Here is a 22,700-nt window from a genome sequence, read left to right on the forward strand (position 1 = left end):
AATTGTTTACTTTCGCCCTTTTCTTATTAAAATCAAGGTGTTGAAGCTAATTACTTTCTTTTGTTTCTTTTGTTTTTTCAATGTATTTGCACAATCAAAGGCAGTTGTTGTCGGAAAGATAAAATCTTCTGAAAATGAGAATTTAGTAGGTGCAAGTGTTTCTTTTACTTCAAATAAATTTAGTCAATACGTTATAACGGATAGTCTGGGGAATTTTTCTAAAAATATTCCTTTAGGACAAATCAACATTATAGTAAATCAATTAGGGTATGTGGAGAAAAGCATACAATTTGATTGCCAAAAAGACACTTTAGTCTCAATTGTTTTAGAAAAAGACACTTCGCTTTTAAAAGAAGTTGTGATAGCTAATGATAGAAAAAATACAATTACTACACTATCGGGAGGGAAATTATCATTCAATTTAAAAGAACTATCCGCTCTGCCCACTGCACTTGGAACGACAGATATCATTAAATTGCTGCAGCTGACGCCAGGGGTGCAAAACTCAGGTGACGCCAATGGTTATTTGTACGTCAGAGGCGGAGACCCGGGGCATAATGCTATATTGTATAATGGAACTCCAATCTACGGAATGTCTCATTTGTTAGGAATCTTTCCTTTTTATAATGCCGACCATATTAAAGAAGTTGAATTCGATAAATCAAGTTCAAATGCAAAATATGGCGGACGGTTAAGTTCAACTATATTATTACTTCCTAATAAAGCGCTGCCTACTGAATTGGGGATTCAGGGAAATGTGGGGATTTTGGCTTCACAATTAAGTTTAGCTGTTCCGATTACCAAAAAAACAGGGTTTTATGTATCCGGAAGAAAAACCTATATTGACGAAATTATTGCGCCATTATTAAATAGGGGTTCAAAAAATAATGATGTTCAGGATATGAAATATGGATTTTCAGACGGGAATATGACTTTTGTATCTCAGATAACCAAAAACAATCTGCTTACTGTTGATGCTTTTTTTAGCGCCGATGAGTTGAAAATTAAAGACAGTAATCTTGCGCTTCGAACGAATTTAAAGTGGAGTAATTTTACGGTTTCTCCGACCTTGGCGACAACTATTTCTTCGAATGTAAGTATGACCAATTCGGTTTATTTCAGTCAATATTCGAATAACTTAAGCATGGAACAAGCTACCATTCAGTTTGAAGTTTCTTCTTATGTAAAAGATTTTGGGTTTACCAATTCGGTTCGTTATGCCATTAAAAACATTCCTTTTGAATCGGGTTTGCAATATGTATACCACAATTTGCAACCTCAAAAAGTTGCCATTGAAAATTTGGCAGATGTAAATAATACGACTCAAAATACGGTGATTAATGCTGGAGAAGGGGCGGTTTTCACCACTATTAAACCAAAGTTTGGAGATCGTTTAAATGCAGAACTAGGTCTTCGGATTAATTATTATACCTCAGGATCTTCGAATTCCTATCTTCATTTCCAGCCTCGTGTGCTGCTGAATTATATGGCCAGTGACAAATATTCTTTTTATGCATCTTATAATAGACAGTATCAATATTTGAGTTTGATAACTACCTCCAGTGTCGGGATTCCGACTGATTTCTGGATTGCCAGTTCAGAGGGGATAAAACCCCAGTCATCAGATGAGTTTTCTGTTGGTTCCAGTCAGAATATCTCGAAGAATTTAGTTTCTTCATTCGGGGGATTTTATCGTACAATGAAAAATTTACTCGAATATCCGTATGGCGTAACACAGTTCAATGAAATTACCACTTTGAAGAATGATTTGCTTGTTGGTAATGGAAAGGCATATGGTTTTGAAATGATGCTTCGAAAGAATAACGGAAAATTTAAAGGTTGGCTGAGTTATACTTTGAGCTGGTCGGATCGAAATTTTGACGCACTCAATAATGGAAATACTTATTTTGCAAAATACGACCGACGACACAATCTCTCTTTGGTGGGGATGTATGATTTAAATCCGAAATGGAGTTTTGGATTGACGCAGCTGTTTAGTTCAGGAAATCGTTTTACAATGCCAACGTCGTGGTACTTTATCAACAATAACCCTGTCAAAGAGTATTCGGAATACAATAATGCGCAAATGCCAAATTATATCCGTACAGATTTATCCGTTAACTACTTTTTCATAAAAACGAATAAAAAAGAAAGTGCTCTGAATTTTTCAATTTACAATACATTCAATTTAGACAATCCGATTTATGTTGTGCTGGATGTTGCGGTGGATAAGGATCGTAATAATATAGTTGTAAAACAAGATAAGAAGATTTTATATCGAATATTACCTTCAATAAGTTGGAGATTTAAATTTTAACAGATGAAAAAGTGTGTTTTATTTCTTTTGATTGTAATAACCATTAGCTGCTCTAAAGATGATTTTAGTCAAAAAACTAACGTTGAATCTAAGATTGTAGTAGAAGGGTGGATTGAAGAAGGTGATTTTGCACAGGTTTTACTGTCGAGCAGTGTTCCCGTCACTAGTGCTACAGATTCTACAGCTGTTTTAAACCATGTCATACGATCAGCAAAAATCACAATCTCAGATGGTGTTACATCAGAAGTTTTAAGGGTTAAAAATGATAAAAACAGAATACCGCCCTTTGTTTATTTCGGATTCACTTTAAGAGGTGAAGCAGGAAAAGAATACGCTTTAAAAATAGAATATTTAAACAGGGTCGTTAAAGCGGTTACAGCAATTCCAAAAAGTGTAACGCTTAAAAGTGCAGAATATGTAAAAAAGAATCCTTCCGATACAACCGGTTATGTGTTTGTAAGATTTGATGATCCGTTAAACGAAAAAAATTATTATCAGTTAGCTACAAAAATTGAAGGGAAAGAACCTGTTTTTGTTCCTGCGTTTTATGGGAATTTAGATGATAAAAACTTTCAGGAATCCGCTGTTTTGGCACAAATCAACAGAGGGATTTTGCTTTTTCCTAAAACAAAATTCACGCCTTATTTTGTCGATGGAGATGTGATTTATGTGAAATTAAGAACCCAAACCAAAGAAGCGTTGGATTTCTGGAACAGTTGGCAAAATGAAATTGTAAACAGTAAAAACCCGATTTACCCTTCGAACACCAGTTTGAAATCGAATATAACAGGAGGGATTGGTATTTGGGCGGGATATGGTCAGAGCACTTTGCTGGTAAAAACACCGGCTAAAAAATAAAGCCGATTTGAATACGTTCAAATCGGCTTTAGATCCTCTTTAAAAAAAAGTTATTTTTTAAAAGACTTAGTGAAATCGTTAAATTTAGTTATTAATTCCGTGAATCCTGCAGAGAAATAAACACTCATTTCTACTTCGGTTTTATCATTGAATTTTAAGTAATATATTTCCTCCAGGTACGGTTGAGAGAATCTCTCGCCTTTTTCACTATACCATGACCAGTAGCCGCCTGTACTTGAATCGTTAACGACCCAAATTGGTAAGTTAAAAGTAAAAGGATTGCCTCTTTCTTCTGAATGTAGAACAATTTCAGCAATTTTAGTTCCGTCTTTTTTAGAAACTAAAGCTAATTTCATGTTTTTGTTAAAATTAGCTGCTGTTCCTTCAGAGATCCTTTTTTCGTAGGCGTTTGAAGCAGTATAATATTCTTTGTAATTGTTTTTAGGATTGTTGTATTCTTCAGGATATGCAGGTCGGGTATTATTTTTACGTAAAGCAATATCATCTGCAGCTTCAGTAGCTAAGTCCGCATCCGCAACAATAATAAAATTGTCCATCAATCTAATCAATCCATTAGCTTTTCCTTTGTAAGCGACAACTTCTTTATTGTCAAGTAAAGCGTCTATCTGAGAAGTACTGCCGGCAGTAAATTGAACCAGGTTTTTACCATTAAAAGTAAAGGAAGCTTTTGAAGTGTTTTCAGTAGCCTTTGTACCACTCATTTCCCAGATGTAACCATCGTTTAATGTGATTTTGTATGCAAATTCATTTGGAACTTCTTTTCCGTTAGAATACTTAGCTGTTTGAGTAAAAGTAGCAGACGCTCCACCGTCGATTGTTAATGTTGCATCTGTTGCTGTTGGTAAAAAGAACCAATCATGTAGAGAAGGAGTTTGGGTCCAGCTTCCAGTTTCGTGATTGTATGACGATTCTCCGTAAGTGTCGATGTTTTTTATTTTTATATCAGAAGGTGTGCTTTTAGAAGTTAAAACAGCATTGTTTACAGTCTGAGATGCTTTAGCAGGAAAAACGAACTTTAATTCTGTTAAAGAAGCTGTTTTTGTCCAGTTTTGTTGTGCATTGTTCCAAGTGTAAATTCCATAAACTCCTGAAATGTTTAAAGCTTCTTCAACACCGTTATCGCTTTTTCCGTCAAAAAGATCGATGTGATTAAGGCTAAATAAACGTCCTAAATTCTTTATTGCTTCAATTGCATTTGAGCTTTTTGATTTGTCCAATTGTACCAACATTTCGTTAGCCTCTACTTCCAGTTTTTGTTTTTGTTCGGCTGGAGTTAAATTAGAATAAGGTTGTTTAACAATGTTTGCAATTTGCTCGGCAAGAGTTTGTTCTGTTTCCGGCTTGGTTTCGTCTTTACTATCATCACTTGAACAGGAAATTGCTAGTTGCGAAAGAACTAACGATGTTAAAATAATTTTTTTAATCATGGTGAAGGGTTGAAATTAATTAAATGAATGAAACAAAAGTTTCGGTTTTTGAAGGTGCAAGGTACTGTTTTGGATTCGTTTTTTTTTACGCGAAACCGTAAAAAAAGGAAACTTTTTGCTGATGATTTAATTTTGAAATAACGGTTGAAGATCTCGTTCTGCTGTAAATTGATAAATAAGTTTTTTACCTTTGCAATACTTAAAATAAAAACATAAATGTTATACTCAAAAATAGAAGGCGAAGGGAAACCTTTCGTTATCATGCATGGTTTTTTAGGAATGTCAGATAACTGGAAAACGCTTGCTTCGCAATATGCAGAGTCAGGTTTTCAGGTTCATGTTTTGGATTTGCGAAATCATGGACGCAGTTTTCATTCCGATGAATTTACCTATGAAGCGATGGCAAAGGACGTGTTCGAATATTGCCAGGCAAATCAGCTAAGCAAAATTGATATTTTAGGACATTCGATGGGAGGGAAAGTAGCGATGCTTTTCGCGACGACTTATCCGGAATTAGTAGATAAATTAATTGTGGCTGATATTGGTCCGAGATTTTACAACCAGCATCATCAGGATATTTTGGCGGGGTTAAATGCAGTTGATTTTTCTGTAAAGCCAAGCCGAAATGACGTAGAGGCTATTTTGACACAATATGTTCCGGATTTTGGAACCCGTCAGTTTTTAATGAAAAATTTATATTGGCAGGAACCCGGACAACTGGCCTTTCGTTTTAATCTGGCTGTTTTTAATGGTAATTTAGATGCTATAGGAAAAGCGTTGGCAGACGGTTTGGTTTTTGATAAACCGACCTTGTTTATACGTGGAGGAAGTTCTGGTTATATTAAGGACGAAGACATGGAACAAATACGTCAGCATTTTCCGGATGTAAAATTAGATACGATACCTAATGCAGGACATTGGCTTCATGCCGAAAATCCAAAATTGTTTTTTGAACTGACAACGGCATTTTTAAAAGAGTAAGTTTTGAGGATGACGACTACTGTTATTAAAGTTAAAGGATGAAAGTTTTAATTGTACTGGGGTCTCCAAATTCAGAACTTGGAAACTTAGGGCAAATAGCGCTGGACCGATTAGATTATTGTTTGGATATTTTTGAGCCAAAGGATAACTATATTATTTGTACAGGAGGTTTTGGAGCGCATTTTAATACAGCGCCTTATCCGCATGCAGACTATGCAATGAACTATTTAACAGAGAATGGACTTAGTGCGGAAAACTTCTTAGAAGCGGCCTTGTCTGCCAATACGGTCGAAGATGCAGTATTAGCAAAAAAGATATTGATTAAACATCACTTTGATACGGTCGTTGTGATTACTTCTGACTATCATGTCGAAAGGGTGAAGCTTATTTTTGATGAAATTTTAGGATTTGATAACGTGGAATATGCCGGAGTAGTCCATGCTATTTCTGATACAGAAAAAGAGCGATTGGTGATCCATGAAAAAAAAGCAATCAATGGAATTTTAAGCAAAGGCTTATATTATTAAATTTTAGTACTTTTAAATAAATTTTAAACCATACAATTATGAATTTATTACTCAGACTTCTTGTTACCGCTGCCTTGGTTTTGGTGATCGCTCACTTTTTACCAGGTGTTCATGTTGCCAGTTTTACCACCGCTGTAATTGTTGCGGTAGTTTTAGGGTTGCTGAATCTTTTTATAAAACCAATATTGGTCATTCTGACTTTTCCAGTTACGATTGTGACGTTGGGCTTGTTTTTACTGGTGATTAACGCCATTATTATTCTTCTGTGCACCAATATTGTCGGAGGCTTTAAAGTGGAGTCTTTCTGGACCGCATTATTCTTCAGTATTATATTGTCTATTCTTCAATCTATTACTTATAAAATTGTAGGAGACGATAAATAAACTAAAATCAAAGCCGAATAAAAAAGGGCTTCAAATACAATAGGTTAAAAACTTGGTTGGGTTGCAAAAATTTTATAATTTTGCAACCCAATTTTATTACGTAAATTAAAGAACACGATGGATATTAAAAGAGTAGCAATAGACGCTGTTAATGAAGTGATTGTGATGAACGTTGTTCACATGGACTACAAAGGGCAGGTGCAAAAAAGAATAAACGAAAAAATGCCTTTAGCAACTGTAAAAGGTTTTAGAAAAGGACAAGTACCTAAAGACCTTGTTGAAAAACAATACGGAAAAGGTATTAAACAAGAAGAAATTCAAAAAGTAGTTGATTTAGCTTTAGAGCGTTTTGTACAATCTGAAAGATTAAATCTATTAGGAACTCCTCTTGCTAAAGTAAACGAAAACTTCGATTGGGATGCTGAAGAGTTAACTTTCGAATACGAAATTGGTTTAGTACCAAACTTCGAAATTAATTTAGAAGCTAAAAATGATATCGTAAAATATATCGTTACAGCTGATGCTAAATTAATCGACGGTCAGGTAGAGCGTATCCAAAAACAATTCGGAAAAGCAATTCCTCAAGAAGCTGTTGTTGCAGATTCTGACTTAACTGGAACTTTTTCTAATGAAGAAAACGGAATCAATAACACAACTACCATTTCTGTAGCTACTTTCAACAAAGCTGCCGGAGATAAATTCATCGGTAAAAAAGTAGGAGACGTTGTTGTAGTAAGCACAAAAGGTTTATTCGAAGATGATCACCAATTAATGGACTACCTAAAAGTAGGTCATGATAATGTTCACGGTTTAGATATCGAAGTAAACTTTACTATCGAAGCTATCAACGGAGCTGAATTGGCAGAATTAAACCAGGATTTATTTGATAAACTTTTTGGTGAAGGAAAAGTAGCTTCATTAGAAGACTTAAAAGCTAAAATCAAAGAAGATGCTGAAGCGCAATTTGCACAACAAGCAGATCAAAAATTATTGTTAGACGTTCAGGATTTCCTTATCGAAAGCACAAAATTTGATTTACCGTCAGAATTCCTTAAAAAATGGTTGCAAACTGTTGGAGAGAAAAAACTTTCTGCAGAAGAAGCTGAAGTAGAATATGCAAGATCTGAAAAAGGATTGCGTTTTCAATTGATTGAAGGAAAAGCAATGGCTCAAAGTAATATCCAAATTACATTTGAAGATTTGAAAGCTTTTACAACAAACGCGATCAGACAACAAATGGCTCAATTTGGTCAAACAAACCCAACTGACGAGGAAGTACAAGGAATCGTGGCTAGAGTTTTATCTAACCAAGAGGAAGTAAAAAGACTTTCTGAGCAAGTTGTTGCAGAGAAATTGTTAGAGTTGTTTAAAGAAAAAGCAAATCCAACAACTAAAGAAGTAACTTACGAAGAATTTATTGCTGCATCATACGGAGAATAATTTCTGAAAAAATAAGTATATTTGAGCGTCAATTGATATTTTCTTTTGACGCTCTTTTTTTTTGTTTCAGGTTTCAGGTTTCAAGTTCGTGAACCTGAAACTTGAAACCTGAAACATTTTAAACGAAAAGAAGACATATTGGCATTATTCATAAAAAGGTATGACCTTTGATAAATTAAAATAGACATCAAATAAACTTAAACTTAGAACAGATACATATGAACTACGGTAAAGAATTTAAAAAATTTGCTACAAAGCACCAAGGAGTAAATGCCATGTACTATGATAAAATCGTAGCGGCAATGAACCCAACCAATATGACTCCATATATTATCGAAGAACGTCAGTTGAATATTTCTCAATTAGATGTTTTCTCCCGATTAATGATGGACAGAATTATCTTTTTAGGAACAGGTATCGACGACCAGATCGCTAATATCGTTCAGGCACAATTACTTTTCCTGGAAAGTGCTGATGCATCAAAAGACATTCAGATTTATTTAAATTCTCCGGGAGGAAGCGTTTACGCAGGATTAGGGATTTACGACACTATGCAATACATCAAACCTGACGTAGCGACAATTTGTACCGGTATGGCAGCTTCTATGGGAGCCGTTTTACTATGTGCAGGAGCAGCAGGAAAACGTTCCGCTTTACCACATTCAAGAGTAATGATTCACCAGCCATCAGGAGGAGCACAAGGAGTAGCTACCGATATGGAAATCAACTTACGTGAAATGTTGAAACTAAAAGATGAATTGTACAACATCATCTCACAACATTCAGGACAAACTTTTGATAAAGTACACAAAGACAGCGAGCGTGATTACTGGATGATCGCAGACGAAGCTAAAGAATACGGAATGATTGATGAGGTGTTGAGAAGAGGATAAAAATTGGTTTAAAGTTTCAGGTTTAAAGTTGCTATTGTTAACTTGGAACCTGAAACTTGAAACTTGAAACATAAGAAATGGCAAAAGTAGTATTAGAATGTTCGTTTTGTGGAAGAAAAAAGCCAGAAACCAATTTATTGATTGCAGGTATCAATGCACATATCTGTGATAAGTGTATTGAGCAGGCACACGGAATTGTATTAGAAGAATTAAAATCAAGCGGAAGTGCAAAACTAGTTGGGGACTTAATTTTAAAGAAACCAAAAGAAATTAGAGCTTTCTTGGATCAATATGTAATTGGTCAGGATCAGACTAAAAAAGTAATGTCGGTTGCGGTTTACAATCACTACAAACGTTTAATGCAACAGCAATTAGACGACGAAGTAGAGATCGAAAAAAGTAACATCATTATGGTGGGTCAGACCGGAACCGGAAAAACATTGGTGGCAAAAACGATTGCTAAGATGTTAGACGTTCCTTTGGCTATTGTTGATGCAACGGTACTTACAGAAGCAGGTTACGTAGGAGAAGATGTTGAAAGTATTTTGACACGTTTGCTACAAGCTGCTGATTATGATGTAACCAAAGCCGAAAGAGGAATCGTATTTATTGATGAAATTGATAAAATCGCCCGTAAGAGCGATAATCCATCTATAACACGTGACGTTTCAGGTGAAGGTGTACAACAAGCATTATTGAAATTACTGGAAGGAACAGTTGTAAACGTACCACCAAAAGGAGGTCGTAAACATCCGGACCAGAAATTTGTAGAAGTAAATACCCAAAACATCCTGTTTATTGCAGGTGGAGCTTTTGATGGAGTAGAACGTATTATTTCAAAGCGTTTAAACCGTCAGGCAGTTGGATATTCAACTTCTAAAAATGTAGACAATATCGACAAAGACAATTTGTTACAATATATTATTCCAAAAGACATTAAAGATTTCGGATTGATTCCGGAGATTATCGGTCGTTTACCGGTTTTAACGCACATGGATCCTTTGGACAGAGAAACGCTACGTGCAATCTTGACGCAACCTAAAAATGCCTTAATCAAACAATATCAAAAGTTATTTTTGATGGATGAAGTTGAATTCAGTATCACGGATGAAGCTTTAGATTTTATTGTTGACAAAGCATTAGAATACAAATTAGGAGCACGTGGATTGCGTTCGTTATGTGAAGCAATCTTAACCGATGCGATGTATGAATTGCCAAGTTCAGACGACAAAACACTGACAATCGACAGAGAGTATGCCGAACATACACTAAGTAAAAATTTATTGAAGAGAATGGAAATTGCTTCTTAAAACAATACTATAAAACGCCTCATCTGAGGCGTTTTTTTTGACTGAAAAGTGGTTTTTTAATTCTCGACGCAGTAAAAAAAAGAGATTGATCTTTTAGTTGTTAAGCTAATGAGGGTCGGTTTAAACCATATAAGTGATGTAAGTTCATTTAATTTTATGCTTATATTTTCTTCAATGATTTGTATAGTTTAATTTTTTGCGACTTTGCGTCTTTGCGAGAAAAATAGTTCCAATGTTTACAAGACATTTTTCACAAAGAGAATTATAAGTTCACTTAAGTTAAAGCTTATATTTTCTTCTATGACTTATATGGTTTAATTTTTTGCGGCTTTGCGAGAAAAATAGCTCCAATGCTTACAAGACATTTATCACAAGGAGAGTTATAAGTTAATCGAATTCAAAACTTATATTTTCTTACATCACTTATATGGTTTAAAATTTTTTGCGACTTTGCCTTTTACTCCAAAAAGCGTAATTTATTGCACCCTAAACTTGTCGCGATATTCAATAGGTTTCATGCCGACCATTTTATAAAATACTTTTCTAAACGCTTTAGGATCATTATAACCTGTTTTTTCTATAATTTCAGAGATCGAAAGCTGCGTTTGCTCCAGATATTTCTTTGAACTCTCTACTCTTATATTCTGTAAATATTCAATAGGCGGAATTCCTGTAACCAGTTTAAAACGACGTGTCATGTTTCGGGCGCTGGTGGGAATATCTTTGGTGATCTCTTCCAGTTTTTCTATGGTACTGTATTGATTCTCTATTTTTTGCTGTAACATGGCAACCAGACTGTCATTATGCAAATGATTGGGTCTGAACGTGCTGAAATAACTCTGTTTGTATCGGTTTAAATCAATCGAGAAAATCTTGGCGATCTGAACCGCAATCTCATTTCCGCAATATTTCTGAACCAATAGAATCAATAAATGAAAGGTTGAGGTAGAGCCTCCACTGGTATACAAGCTCCCATCTGCTGTCAAAGTTTCCTCTGATTTTAGTTTGACTAATGGAAAAGCTTTAGTAAAGGCACTACAAGCATCCACATGTGTAGTAGCCAGTTTTTCATTTAGTAAACCTGAAGCGGCAAACAAAAACGCACCGGTACAAAAACTAGCCAATTCAGCTCCTTTTTTGTGTTGCTTTTGTAACCACGGAATAAAACTTTTGTTCTTTGCAATCACCTCACTCATATTGTCTGTAGTAAAAGCGGGAATCAAAATCAATTCCGGATGTTCTTCAGAAGTTTCTATTGGTTGTACTTCATATCCGAACAAGTGTTCCTGATTGATCTGTTCGGAAGATTGAAAGACCATAATCTCAAAAGGTTTTTCAATTCCGGTATGCAATTTATTAGTGGTTTCAAAAACTTCTAAAATCGCTGCAATGCTCAATAATTTATAGTCATGCGGTACAATTAGACCTATTTTTTTGCTCATGGTTTGTTGCTTTTTGAAAGTTAATCTCTACACAAAAGTATAAAAATTGTCTCATACGACCCTAAAAATGACTTTTATTGTATTCTTAAGGATTGTTTAAAATTCTAAATTTGTCTTAAATAATTAGTAATTTTATAAATATGAAAACAGAAATTTTCTTAAATCTTCCTGTAAAAGATTTAAAACGGTCCATGGATTTTTTTACGGAATTGGGTTTTACATTCAATCTAAACTTTACAGATGATAAAGCAGCTTGTTTGGAAATTGGTGAAAATATTTTTGCCATGCTTCTCTTAGAGGAGTTTTTCAAAACCTTTACTAATAAACAAATTTGTGACACCTCTAAGAGCACGGAATTTTTGACGGCTTTATCCGTTGACAGTCGTGAAAAAGTAGATGAGATAATAGCAGCAGTTGTAAAAGCCGGAGGAACAGAATATATGGAGGCAAAAGACTATGGTTGGATGTACCAAAAAGCTTTTTTAGATCCGGATGGACATCATTGGGAAATCTTCTTTATGGATGAAAGTCAGGCTCCTTCAAATTAAATTTTTAACTAACAATATAAACTTAAACAACTATGATTACAGTAAAGAATACAATCGATGCACCGATAAGTAAAGTTTGGGAATTTTGGACATTACCGGAACACATTACAAAATGGAACACACCTTCGCCGGACTGGCATACCCCTTATGCTGAGAATGATGTAAAAGAGGGCGGAAAATTCAAATCGACTATGGCTGCAAAAGATGGCAGTATGAGTTTTGATTTTGAAGGAGAATATACGTTGGTCAAACAAAACGAAGCCATCAATTATGTAATAACAGATGGACGTAAAGTGGAGATTAGCTTCAAGCAAACGCCAAACGGAGTAGAAGTGGTTGAAAGTTTTGACCCTGAAATAGAAAATTCGGAAGAAATGCAACGCGGAGGCTGGCAGGCTATTATGGATAGTTTTAAAAGTTATGTAGAAAGTGCAACCTAAAACGGACAAAGATGACAAAACAAATTTGGTTGAATCTACCTGTTAAGAATGTAGCAAAAGCAAAAGCCTTTTTTTTGAAAGTAGGGTTTACTTTTAATGAGCAACAGGATACGCCCAGCTCGACTTGTATGTTGGTTGGAGAAAAGAATTTTGTAGTAATGCTTTTTGAAGATGCTTTGTTTGAGAGCTTTTCTCAGAACAAAATTACAGATACACAATCGAGTTCAGAAATCCTGATTTCGATTGATGCCGAAAGTAAAGAGGAAGTAGATGCATTAGCAGAAAAGGTAAAAGCAGCCGGAGGGATTGTTTTTGCTCCGCCGGCAGAAAACCAGGGTTGGATGTATGGTTTTGGTTTTGCCGATTTAGACGGTCATCGCTGGAATGTTTTATATATGGATTTTAGTAAACTACCACAACAAAATTAGATATGGAAAGATTAGAATTTGCAATTAGAATAAAGGCTTCACGAGAGAAAATATGGTCAGTTTTATGGGAGGAGGAAACCTATAAGAAATGGACTGAAGTTTTCTGCGAAGGTTCCTCTACAATAAGTAACTGGAACGAAGGAGATACAATACATTTTTTATCCCCTGGAGGTGAAGGAATGTATAGCATTATTGAAACAAAGATTCCTAACGAATATATGGCTTTTAAACATTTAGGTGAACTAAAAGATTTTAAGGAAATGCCCATTGATGAGGAAACAAAAAAATGGAGCGGTGCCATGGAAACGTATCGATTAACAGCTGACGGCGAATTTACTGATTTGGTGGCTCACGTTGATGTAGTCGAAAAATACCTGGATTACTTCAAAGAGACTTTTCCAAAAGGATTGGAAAAAGTAAAAGAATTAGCAGAATAAGAATAAATGATCAATGACAATAAATAATAACAACAAACAATAAAATATCATGGCAACAGTAAACCCTTATTTAATATTTAATGGAAATTGCGAAGAAGCATTCCTATTTTATAAATCAGTTTTTGGAGGAGAATTTCCGTATATCGGAAAATTTAAAGATATGCCTGAAGGCGAAGAAGGATGTACAGGTGCATCAGAAAAAGATGCAGACAGAATCATGCACGTTTCTTTACCAATTGGAGATACTATTTTGATGGGAAGCGATAGCAGCGAACAATCCGGAGATGTAGTAGTTGGTGGGAATTTCTCCGTTTCAATTAACGTAGCAAGTACAGAAGAAGCAGATCGAATTTTTAACGGATTATCAGCTGGCGGAACCGTTTATATGCCGATGGAAAAAACATTCTGGGGTGCGTATTTCGGAATGTTCAAAGACAAATTTGACATCAGCTGGATGGTAAATTTTGATGAAAATATGCCAAGTAAATAAAGACTGATAAGCAATTATTTTATCTTTAAAAGACCAAAAAATGATTCCTCAAAAAGGAGTCATTTTTTGTTTGAAGTTACCAAAAGTATATTTATTTTAATAATTAGCGTTAAATGTTAAATTAATTAAAAAATAGCCATTGATTTGTGTTTTTTAGGTCTAAAAAAACAATGATTATTCTTTTTTATCAACAATAGATTGCCGATTTTTGTCGCTTCGTAATCAATAAAGAAAACATGGCAGCAGAAGGCAAAGAGATTATTTTATTAAAAGTTTCCGGTCATGATAAGCCGGGAGTTACAGCTGGTTTAACCGCGGTATTGGCAACTTATGACGCTGTTATTTTAGATATAGGTCAGGCCGATATTCACGATACACTTTCATTAGGAATTTTATTCGAAATTGAATCCGGTTCAAGTTCGGGACCTGTTTTAAAAGATTTGCTGTTTAAAGCTTATGAACTGGAAATCAAAGTAAAATTTACTCCGATTTCTATTGAAGATTACGAAACCTGGGTAAAATCGCAATCAAGACAACGTTATATCATTAATATTTTAGGAGAGCAATTGGCCGCTTCACAATTGGCCGCAGTGACTAAAATATTGTCTGATCAAAATCTGAATATTGATTCCATTATAAGACTAACAGGCAGAACTTCTATTATTGAGATAGAAGAAAATCCTCGTTCTTGCATACAATTAGCGGTAACCGGAGAAATTGTAGATAAAATTGTCATGACGGCCAGTTTTATGCAGATTTCAAGAACATTAGATGTTGATATTTCTTTCCAGGAAGACAATATTTACAGAAGAAACAGACGTCTGGTTTGTTTTGATATGGATTCGACATTGATTCAGACCGAAGTAATTGATGAGTTAGCCGAATTAAACGGAGTAGGCGAGCAGGTAAGAGCAATTACAGAGCAGGCCATGAATGGTGAAATTGATTTTAACGATAGCTTCAAGCAACGCATGGCTTTATTGGAAGGATTGAGTGAAGATGTTTTACGATCCGTTGCAGAAAAATTACCTATAACAAAAGGAGCACATCGTCTGATGAAAGCCTTAAAATACTACGGATATAAAACAGCAATCCTTTCCGGAGGATTCACCTATTTTGGCGAATACTTGCAAAAGGAATTAGGAATTGATTATGTTCACGCGAATCAGTTGGAAATTATAGACGGTAAACTGACCGGTAAATATTTAGGAGATATTATCGACGGACAGAAAAAAGCAGAGCATTTAAAAGCTATCGCCGACAAAGAAGGGATTCACATTAACCAAACAATAGCTGTGGGTGACGGTGCAAATGACTTACCGATGCTAAACTTAGCCGGTTTGGGAATCGCTTTTCACGCCAAACAAAAAGTAAAAGAAAATGCCGCAACCTCAATTTCAAGCTTAGGACTTGACGGTGTTTTGTATCTGTTAGGATATCACGACAGGTATATTGATATGATGTAGGCTTCGACTTCGTTCATCCTAATGGGATTTGTTCAGCTTGACAATGTGAGTTTATTAAGTTTGATAATATAGAATAGCAGGCTTTAATTTGTGAAAATTAGAGTAATTCGTGGCAAAAAACTACACTTTACGATAGGCGCATTGATATGATTTAAAAAGATGGTGTCACCCTGAGCGAAGTCGAAGGCTTTTAAGGGATAAAGGGGCTTCGACTTCGCTCAGCCTGACAATGTGAGTTTATTAAGTTTGAGAATATAGAACAGCAGGTTTTAATTTGTGATAATTAGAGTAATTTGTGGCAAAAAAACTATAGCACCTTCAATCATTCCAGATCCCCAAAGTTTTACCCCAGGTTGGAATTTGGAATTTCAAAAGTTTGGAATTTCAAAAAAGCTACGGCAACAACTATCCCAGATCCCCAAAGTTCTACTCCAGATTTGGAATTTGGAATTTAAAAAATTTGGAATTTCAAAAAAATCACGACATTTCCTTTAATTGTTCCAAATAATCTCTCTGATTCGAAAGTCTTGGTATTTTATGTTGACCACCCAATTTGTCTCTTTCTTTTAGCCAGTCGTAAAACAAATTTTCTCTGGCAACGTTAATTACCAAAGGATTTAAGGTCATATTATTGTAGCGTTTGGCTTCGTAATCGGAGTTTAAAGTCTGCAAGGTTTCATCCAATACTTTTTGGAAAAGCCCCACATCTGCCGGTTTTTTCTTGAATTCGATCATCCATTCGTGTGCTCCTTTTTCTTTGTCCTTCATGAAAATAGGGGCAACCGTATAATCGATTACTTCTGTTTGAGTAAGTTGACAGGCTTTGGCAATGGCCTGATCGGTATTTTCGACCATTAATTCTTCACCAAATACATTGATGTGATGTTTGGTTCTTCCGGTAACTCTGATTCTATAAGGATTTAAAGAAGTAAAACGAACCGTATCACCAATCAAATAGCGCCATAGACCTGAATTTGTGGTAATAACAATAGCGTAGTTTTTATTTAATTCAACGTCAGCCAGGCGAATTACTTTCTGATTTAGAGTTCCAAAAGTATCCATTGGGATAAATTCATAGAAAATTCCATAATCCAGCATCAATAATAAATCACTCGAATTATTTAAATCCTGAATCGCAAAAAAGCCTTCTGAGGCATTGTATATTTCGTAATATTGGAAATCCTTGCTAGGCAGGATTTTCTTGTATTGTTCTTTGTAAGGAGAAAAGCTCACACCGCCGTGAAAATAAACTTCAAGGTTGGGCCATAGCTCCAATAAACTTCCTTTTCCTGTATCTTCTAAAACTTTATTCATTAGAACCAACATCCACGACGGAACTCCGGCAAAGCTGGTTACATTTTCATTTTTGGTTTCATTGATGATGGCTGCAATTTTAGCTTCCCATTCGGTCATTAATGAAGTTTTGTTGCTTGGAGTACTACTAAATTCGGCCCAGATTGGCATGTTTTCGATCAGAATGGCCGAAAGATCTCCAAAAAAAGTATTGTTGTTTTCGTAAATCTGAGAGCTTCCGCCTAAACGAAGACTTTTTCCCAAAAACAATTCTGAATCTTCATTGTTGTTCAGGTACAGACAAAGCAAATCCTTACTTCCTTTATAATGACAATCTTCGAGAGCTTCATTACTGACCGGTATAAATTTACTTTTGGCATTAGTAGTTCCGCTTGACTTAGCAAACCATTTGATTGGCGTTTCCCAAAAAACACCCTGTTCTCCCTGACGTGTTCGTTCAATTAGAGGTTGCAATTCCTCGTAAGTAGCAATAGGCACCCGCTCAGCAAAAGTCTGATACGAGTTTATGGACGAAAATTCATATTGTTTTCCTATAATCGTGTTTTCAGAAGCAGTCAATAAGTTATGTAACAATTCTTCCTGAACTTCATTCGGGTATTTTAGAAAGAGCTCTATTTGATGAATTCTTTGCTTAAGAACCCAAGATGCAAACGAGTTGATTATTGATAAGGGCATGGATAATTTTAGATTTTAGATTTTAAATTTCCGATTTGAATTTTAGTATCAAAAAGCAGAAGATTTAAAATTTGAATATCGATATACAAATACTAACTTTGTCGTCATACCAAAAATAGTGTATTTTTTACAAAATACAATTTATTTAAGTTAAGAATCTAATTCAAAATTTGAATTTAAAAGGCAGAATTCACCGCCCTTAAAAGTAAATCTAAAGTCTAAAATCAGCAATCTAAAATCCAATGACATATCAAGGCGTACTTACAAAAATGCAAACAGAAATCGGAAACCCTATTCAATATTATTTGGTTTTTGAAGATAGTTTTCTCAATATGAATCAATTATTGAATAAAGAAATTGAAGTCAGTTTTGTGGGATATCAATGTCTGAATTGTGGTAAAAAGAAAAAGATATACAGACAGGGATTTTGTTACGAATGCTTTTATTCAAGTGCGGCTGTTGGAGATTGGATTATGAGACCTGAATTGAGTACGGCACATTTAGGAATCGCAGATCGTGATTTGGAATACGAGCAAAAAGTGCAATTGCAGCCTCATATTGTCTATCTGGCGGTAGCGAGTGATATAAAAGTTGGGGTAACCCGTAAAACGCAAGTACCAACCCGTTGGATTGATCAGGGAGCGAGTCAGGCGATTGCAATTGTTGAGGTTCCGAATCGTTATTTGGCTGGAATCACAGAAGTTGCTTTAAAAAGTCATTATACCGACAAAACCAATTGGCGAAAAATGCTTCAGAACGAAACACAGACTTTTGACTTGATTAAAGAGAAAGAAAAAGTAGAAAGTTTAATTCCGGAAGAAGCGCGCGAGTATTTTTACAGTCAAAAGAATGATTTGTACGAATTACAATATCCGGTTTTAAATTTTCCGGCAAAAGTAACGAGTCTAAATTTAGATAAAACACCTACATTTAGAGGAAAACTAACGGGAATAAAAGGGCAGTATCTGATCTTTGAAAATGGTACTGTTTTTAATGTTCGAAGCTCAGAAGGCTATGTTGTAACCATTGCAGTTTAGTTTTTTATTGTTTGGTTAACTAGTTTATTCTGTTGGCATTAGGTGCTGTTTTTTCTGTGAAAAGCATGAAGAAGTTGATACATTTGATTACAATTTTATAATAATTACTTATTAGAAGATTTTTATTTTAGAGAACAAAACAATTTAGATTTGAAGAGGTTCAAATGATGGTTGTTTTTCTTGAATACAGAGATATTTTTTCTAATACGTAAATTATATAGTTATGAGTGTTTTAACTGCCATAAATGTTTTCAGAAGGCGCGTAATGCACAGTCTGACTAAGAATGTTGGGAAATCAAAAAGAGACTTAGATATTGTTTTAGTAGATAAAACAGAAATAAAACGAATTTTGATTTGCAGACCCAATGCACGACTGGGAAATCTTTTATTGATTACACCATTGGTTCAGGAAGTCTCAGAAATGTTTCCAAATTGTAAAATCGATTTATTTGTAAAAGGACCGCTGGCGCCAATTATTTTTAAAAACTACGATACGGTCCATAAAACAATTCATTTACCCAAAAAACCTTTTAAAAGTTTGCTGAAGTACTGTAAAGTTTGGATTTCGATAAGAAGACAGCCCTACGATATGGCGATTAATGTAGATCAGAATTCTTCATCGGGACGTTTGGCGATCATTTTTTCAAGGGCAAAATATAAATTCTACGGAGATTTAAGTGATCAGCAGCAGCATCAGCATGTAAAAAGTGATTATGGCCATATTGCCAAGTATCCTGTTTATAATTTCAGGAACTATCTAACAAAACTGGGATTAGCAAAAAGCAACAGCATAATTCTGCCTTTAGATCTGAAATTAACACAGCCTGAACTCAAAAAAGGCAAAAAAACTTTAAAGAAAATAGTAGACGGCAGTTCGAAAAAAACAATTTGTTTGTTTACCTATGCTACCGGGACAAAATGTTTGTCACAAGACTGGTGGATGGATTTTTACCAAGCGCTTAAACAACAATACGCAGACTATACCATAATCGAAATTTTGCCAATCGAAAATGTATCACAGATTGGTTTTGAAGCGCCATCATTTTATAGTAAAGACATTAGAAAGATTGGAGCGGTAATAGCAAATGCAATGGTTTTTATAGGAGCCGATAGTGGTATGATGCATTTAGCAAGCTCGGTTCAGACCCCGACAGTAGGTTTTTTTTCGGTCTCAGATCTTAAAAAATATGAGCCTTATGATAACTCTAGCATTGGAGTTGATGTTACTACTTGTTCTCTAAAGGATTATTTTAAAATATTGAATGGAATTTTAAATAACGGAAAGCTAAAAGCTTATTCAAAAGCCGTTTAAGCATAAAAAAAGGTCAATCGCGAGATTGACCTTTTTTTGTTGTTTAGTTTTTCTTCTTAAACAAACCGTTCAATAAGTCGCCTGCTTTTTTGGTAACTTCCTGAGTCTTTTTCTCTTTTTCAGTTGCCGCAGCTTTCGTTGTATCTTTAGATTTTGTGTTTTTATTAATCAAATCCGTAAGAGCTGATGTACCTTTTTGGGTCAGTTTATCTTTCTGTTGATTTACTAATTGAGTCGTTAAACTGGTAACGGCGCTTTTCATGTCGGTTGTTACCTTCGGATTAGAGAAATTACCGGTAATCATGGCATTCACAGGAATATTATCCAGTTTTGCGGCATCTGCAGGAGACATTTTAGCGATCAATGCGTTTGCTTCACTTCCTAAATATTTAGCCGGAACATCTAATTTTAGATTGTAATTCATGGTTTGGTCAAAACCGTGCGTTCCTCCAACTGTGATTTTGATATCCTGGTATTTAATGTCAAATGGTTTTACATTTACTTTTCCGTTTTCAAAAGTCAAAGCCATTTTCAAATCATTTAAATTCAATTTGCTTGCGTCAAGGAATTTGATGTTTGAAGTTAAGGAATTTAATACCGTAGAATTTTTAGCATTTAGTGTACTCGAAAGCAACTGCCCCAGTAAATCTCCCGAAATTGATTTTAAGTCCGGAGTTAATTCTTTGGCATCTAAATTTCCGTTTAGTTTAATCGTAGAATTTAATTTTCCGTTGATGATTCCTGCCAGAGGAGCAATTTTTTTCATCATGTCCAATTGCGTAAAAGTCTGAGCAATATCTACTTGATTAAAACCTAAATTCATGTCAAAAGTAGGTACTTTAGATTTGGTAGAAACCGCTCCGTTTAAGCCAATTGTTCCTCCGAAAATAGACGTTTTAAAGTTCTCTAAAGTTGCTTTTTCGTCTTTAACAATCAATCTTCCGGAAACATCTTTTAGTTTTAAATTATCGTACAAAACGGTAGTTGCTTTTGCGTTTAGGGTACAATTTAAAAACGCGGGAATCTTCATCGCTTCGGTAGGTTTTGCTTGCGTTGTGGCTGTTGCCGGCTCGCCCGAAGTCATGAAATCATCAACAGCAAGTTGGTTAGAACTCATGTTGAAGTTTCCTCTAAGTTCTTGTTTTTTGAACATAAAACCATAGAAATTTTCCAGAACTCCGTTGATGCTGATATCGCTTTTTCCTGTAGTAGCATCAAATTGCTTAAGGTTGATTTTACTTGGATTAAATTCGACCAAAGCCGTACTGATGTTCATAGATTTGTTGTTCTCATCCGTATACTTAAAACCGGATAAACGCATTGTTCCTGCATTTTTGATGTTTTGATACTGGCTTTTCTCTACAGAAGCCATATCAAAATTGGTAGTTACATCTGCTTTTAAAATACCGGCCAAAGGTTTGTCTAATTTGATTGGATAGGCTTTTGAAAGATTGGCTAAGTTGATTGTTCCTTTTAAAGCTGCATCTACAATCGGATTTACAGTTATGTTTTTAATATTGGCTTTTGCGCTAAAAACATCCTGGTCAATTCTAAAAGAAAGTTTGTCTAAATTAACATAAGTGTCATTTAAGATCCCTGTTTCATTGATGATTTTGGTGTCAATTACAATATTCTGAACCGATTTTGGTAAGTTCGGATATTGAAAAGAAGCATTGTTTGAGGCAATTGCAATATTGAATTTTGGTACCGTTGTTTCGGTTAATTCTCCTTTTGCAAAACCAGCTACAGTAAAGTCTCCCGTAGTTTTTACACCGTCTAAACCAGCGGCATAGGCAGAAGGAATTAACCCTAAGAAGTTCGTAAAGGAAGAAGTAGGTGTTTTAAATTTTAAATCATAAATCTGACCCGCTTCAACCATTTGAATGAATCCGTCAAATTCCAGTGGCAATTGGTTAATTAAAGCTTTGTTTTCTTTAAAAGTATATTTGCTTTTCTCTAAGTCAATGCCAAGAACAGCATCTAAAGTCAGAGATACTTTATTCATGAAATTGGTTTTATCCATGTCTAAAGAAACTTTCGCAGTAGATTTGGTAGTCAAATCCAGTTTTGAGTTGGTGAAGTCACCAGTTCCTTCGTGATTTAAACTGTCAATTACCATTTTAATCTTAGACCCCTGATCAATGTATCTAAAAGTAAAATTCTCGATTTTGTAGTTTTGAATCTTTAAAGCAAGAGGTTTTCCGGCTTCTTCTTTTTCTGTTTTTTCTTTGTTTTTTAAAGCAATATCAAAGTTCCCGACACCGTCTTTGTTAAAAATAATATTGATTAAACCATTTTCAGAACTAATTCCCTCGATGTTTAAAGGTTCCTCTTTTCCTTTGAAAAGTTCTTTGATGCTCATCTTTAGATTTAATTTACCTAATGATACCAAAGTGTCTCCTTCAAAAGGGGCTTTGTTGATGATAACTAATTTATCAATTCCAACAGTGGCATTCGGAAAGTTTCGGAACAAACTTAAATCAGCATCTGCAAAACTCACTTTGGCGTCTACACTTTCGTTAATGGCTTCGGAGATTTTTGCTTTAATCTGATCTTTAAAAAAGTAGGGAATGGCGAATAAGGCGGCAATAAATACCACGAGGACAATGGCTGAGATTTTTAAAATTTTCTTCAACATAATTAATTGTAGGTTTGAGGTTTACGATTCTGATTTGAGATGTACTATACTTGCAAAAATAGACTTTTATACTTGAGTTTATTTGAAAATTTTCATAAAAAACAATAGCCTGCCGTCGATCGAATTTCGATTAAGGCAAGCTATCAAAAAAAAATAAATTAATTTTCTATGTTTTTAATACTTTATCAAGGGCTGATTTTGGTCTTACTGGAATGCTGTAATTTTCGGCTAAAATAGATAAGATGACAGGTTAAAGATGTTAAGTAGAAATTAACTTTTGGTTAATTAAAATAAACAACCCGCCTGAGTTTGTCTC

Annotated in this window: 20 protein-coding genes; 16 read left to right on the forward strand and 4 right to left on the reverse strand. The window is 34.9% G+C overall.

Annotated features, from left to right (window positions below):
* Positions 1 to 40 precede the first annotated feature (40 nt).
* Together ACHRV3_RS07640 and ACHRV3_RS07645 are read left to right on the forward strand one after the other, a co-directional pair.
* Positions 41 to 2,317 carry a TonB-dependent receptor domain-containing protein gene (locus ACHRV3_RS07640; protein WP_395433847.1) on the forward strand — a complete coding sequence of 759 codons (2,277 nt, stop codon included), beginning with the start codon at positions 41 to 43 and terminating at the stop codon, positions 2,315 to 2,317.
* A 3-nt stretch (positions 2,318 to 2,320) separates the two neighbouring features.
* Positions 2,321 to 3,175 carry a DUF4249 domain-containing protein gene (locus ACHRV3_RS07645; RefSeq protein WP_395433848.1) on the forward strand — a complete coding sequence of 285 codons (855 nt, stop codon included), beginning with the start codon at positions 2,321 to 2,323 and terminating at the stop codon, positions 3,173 to 3,175.
* A gap of 50 nt (positions 3,176 to 3,225) precedes the next feature.
* Here the strand turns inward: ACHRV3_RS07645 and ACHRV3_RS07650 are convergent, their stop codons facing one another.
* A complete protein-coding gene (locus ACHRV3_RS07650; RefSeq protein ID WP_395433849.1) occupies positions 3,226 to 4,623 on the reverse strand; it encodes a hypothetical protein in 1,398 nt (465 codons plus the stop codon).
* Positions 4,624 to 4,839: 216 nt separating this feature from the next.
* Between ACHRV3_RS07650 and ACHRV3_RS07655 the strand changes: the two genes are divergently transcribed.
* From ACHRV3_RS07655 to clpX, 6 genes are all read left to right on the forward strand, one after another.
* Entirely contained in the window at positions 4,840 to 5,604 is a 765-nt protein-coding gene (locus ACHRV3_RS07655) for an alpha/beta fold hydrolase (RefSeq protein WP_395433850.1), read from the forward strand.
* A gap of 38 nt (positions 5,605 to 5,642) precedes the next feature.
* Positions 5,643 to 6,131 carry a YdcF family protein gene (locus ACHRV3_RS07660; RefSeq protein ID WP_395433852.1) on the forward strand — a complete coding sequence of 163 codons (489 nt, stop codon included), beginning with the start codon at positions 5,643 to 5,645 and terminating at the stop codon, positions 6,129 to 6,131.
* 38 nt (positions 6,132 to 6,169) lie between these two features.
* On the forward strand, positions 6,170 to 6,514 hold the full coding sequence (locus ACHRV3_RS07665) for a phage holin family protein (RefSeq protein WP_047773176.1): 345 nt from the start codon (positions 6,170 to 6,172) through the stop codon (positions 6,512 to 6,514).
* A 117-nt stretch (positions 6,515 to 6,631) separates the two neighbouring features.
* Positions 6,632 to 7,954, forward strand: a complete 1,323-nt coding sequence (locus ACHRV3_RS07670; protein WP_395433853.1) for a trigger factor — start codon at positions 6,632 to 6,634, stop codon at positions 7,952 to 7,954.
* Positions 7,955 to 8,172: 218 nt separating this feature from the next.
* Complete coding sequence (gene clpP, locus ACHRV3_RS07675; RefSeq protein WP_047773182.1) at positions 8,173 to 8,847, forward strand: ATP-dependent Clp endopeptidase proteolytic subunit ClpP; 675 nt, start codon at positions 8,173 to 8,175, stop codon at positions 8,845 to 8,847.
* Between the two features lie 77 nt (positions 8,848 to 8,924).
* Entirely contained in the window at positions 8,925 to 10,157 is a 1,233-nt protein-coding gene (clpX, locus tag ACHRV3_RS07680; RefSeq protein WP_047773185.1) for an ATP-dependent Clp protease ATP-binding subunit ClpX, read from the forward strand.
* A gap of 476 nt (positions 10,158 to 10,633) precedes the next feature.
* Here the strand turns inward: clpX and ACHRV3_RS07685 are convergent, their stop codons facing one another.
* Entirely contained in the window at positions 10,634 to 11,599 is a 966-nt protein-coding gene (locus ACHRV3_RS07685; RefSeq protein WP_047773187.1) for a GlxA family transcriptional regulator, read from the reverse strand.
* A gap of 140 nt (positions 11,600 to 11,739) precedes the next feature.
* Between ACHRV3_RS07685 and ACHRV3_RS07690 the strand changes: the two genes are divergently transcribed.
* The 6 genes from ACHRV3_RS07690 (at position 11,740) to serB (ending at position 15,408) form a co-directional block, all read left to right on the forward strand.
* On the forward strand, positions 11,740 to 12,147 hold the full coding sequence (locus tag ACHRV3_RS07690; protein WP_047773188.1) for a VOC family protein: 408 nt from the start codon (positions 11,740 to 11,742) through the stop codon (positions 12,145 to 12,147).
* A gap of 32 nt (positions 12,148 to 12,179) precedes the next feature.
* The gene (locus tag ACHRV3_RS07695) at positions 12,180 to 12,587 is read left to right on the forward strand and encodes an SRPBCC family protein (RefSeq protein WP_395433854.1); all 408 of its coding nucleotides are present in this window, start codon (positions 12,180 to 12,182) and stop codon (positions 12,585 to 12,587) included.
* 11 nt (positions 12,588 to 12,598) lie between these two features.
* A complete protein-coding gene (locus ACHRV3_RS07700) occupies positions 12,599 to 13,015 on the forward strand; it encodes a VOC family protein (RefSeq protein ID WP_047773192.1) in 417 nt (138 codons plus the stop codon).
* A 2-nt stretch (positions 13,016 to 13,017) separates the two neighbouring features.
* The gene (locus ACHRV3_RS07705; protein WP_047773194.1) at positions 13,018 to 13,452 is read left to right on the forward strand and encodes an ATPase; all 435 of its coding nucleotides are present in this window, start codon (positions 13,018 to 13,020) and stop codon (positions 13,450 to 13,452) included.
* 49 nt (positions 13,453 to 13,501) lie between these two features.
* Positions 13,502 to 13,942 (forward strand): VOC family protein, encoded by a 441-nt coding sequence (locus tag ACHRV3_RS07710; RefSeq protein ID WP_395433855.1) that lies wholly within the window; start codon positions 13,502 to 13,504, stop codon positions 13,940 to 13,942.
* A gap of 236 nt (positions 13,943 to 14,178) precedes the next feature.
* Entirely contained in the window at positions 14,179 to 15,408 is a 1,230-nt protein-coding gene (gene serB / locus ACHRV3_RS07715) for a phosphoserine phosphatase SerB (protein ID WP_230004550.1), read from the forward strand.
* Positions 15,409 to 15,885: 477 nt separating this feature from the next.
* Here serB and ACHRV3_RS07720 read toward each other — a convergent pair whose 3' ends face one another.
* Positions 15,886 to 17,397 carry a GH3 auxin-responsive promoter family protein gene (locus ACHRV3_RS07720; protein ID WP_047773201.1) on the reverse strand — a complete coding sequence of 504 codons (1,512 nt, stop codon included), beginning with the start codon at positions 17,395 to 17,397 and terminating at the stop codon, positions 15,886 to 15,888.
* 242 nt (positions 17,398 to 17,639) lie between these two features.
* Here ACHRV3_RS07720 and ACHRV3_RS07725 point away from each other — a divergent pair, with 242 nt between their 5' ends.
* Positions 17,640 to 18,434, forward strand: a complete 795-nt coding sequence (locus tag ACHRV3_RS07725) for a DUF2797 domain-containing protein (RefSeq protein ID WP_395426687.1) — start codon at positions 17,640 to 17,642, stop codon at positions 18,432 to 18,434.
* Between the two features lie 223 nt (positions 18,435 to 18,657).
* A complete protein-coding gene (locus ACHRV3_RS07730) occupies positions 18,658 to 19,746 on the forward strand; it encodes a glycosyltransferase family 9 protein (RefSeq protein ID WP_395433856.1) in 1,089 nt (362 codons plus the stop codon).
* 43 nt (positions 19,747 to 19,789) lie between these two features.
* Here ACHRV3_RS07730 and ACHRV3_RS07735 read toward each other — a convergent pair whose 3' ends face one another.
* Complete coding sequence (locus ACHRV3_RS07735; protein WP_395433858.1) at positions 19,790 to 22,384, reverse strand: AsmA-like C-terminal region-containing protein; 2,595 nt, start codon at positions 22,382 to 22,384, stop codon at positions 19,790 to 19,792.
* Between the last annotated feature and the right edge of the window lie 316 nt (positions 22,385 to 22,700).

The organism is Flavobacterium sp. FlaQc-49 (genome assembly GCF_044005985.1).
In the GTDB taxonomy this organism is placed as follows: Bacteria; Bacteroidota; Bacteroidia; order Flavobacteriales; family Flavobacteriaceae; genus Flavobacterium; species Flavobacterium cupriresistens.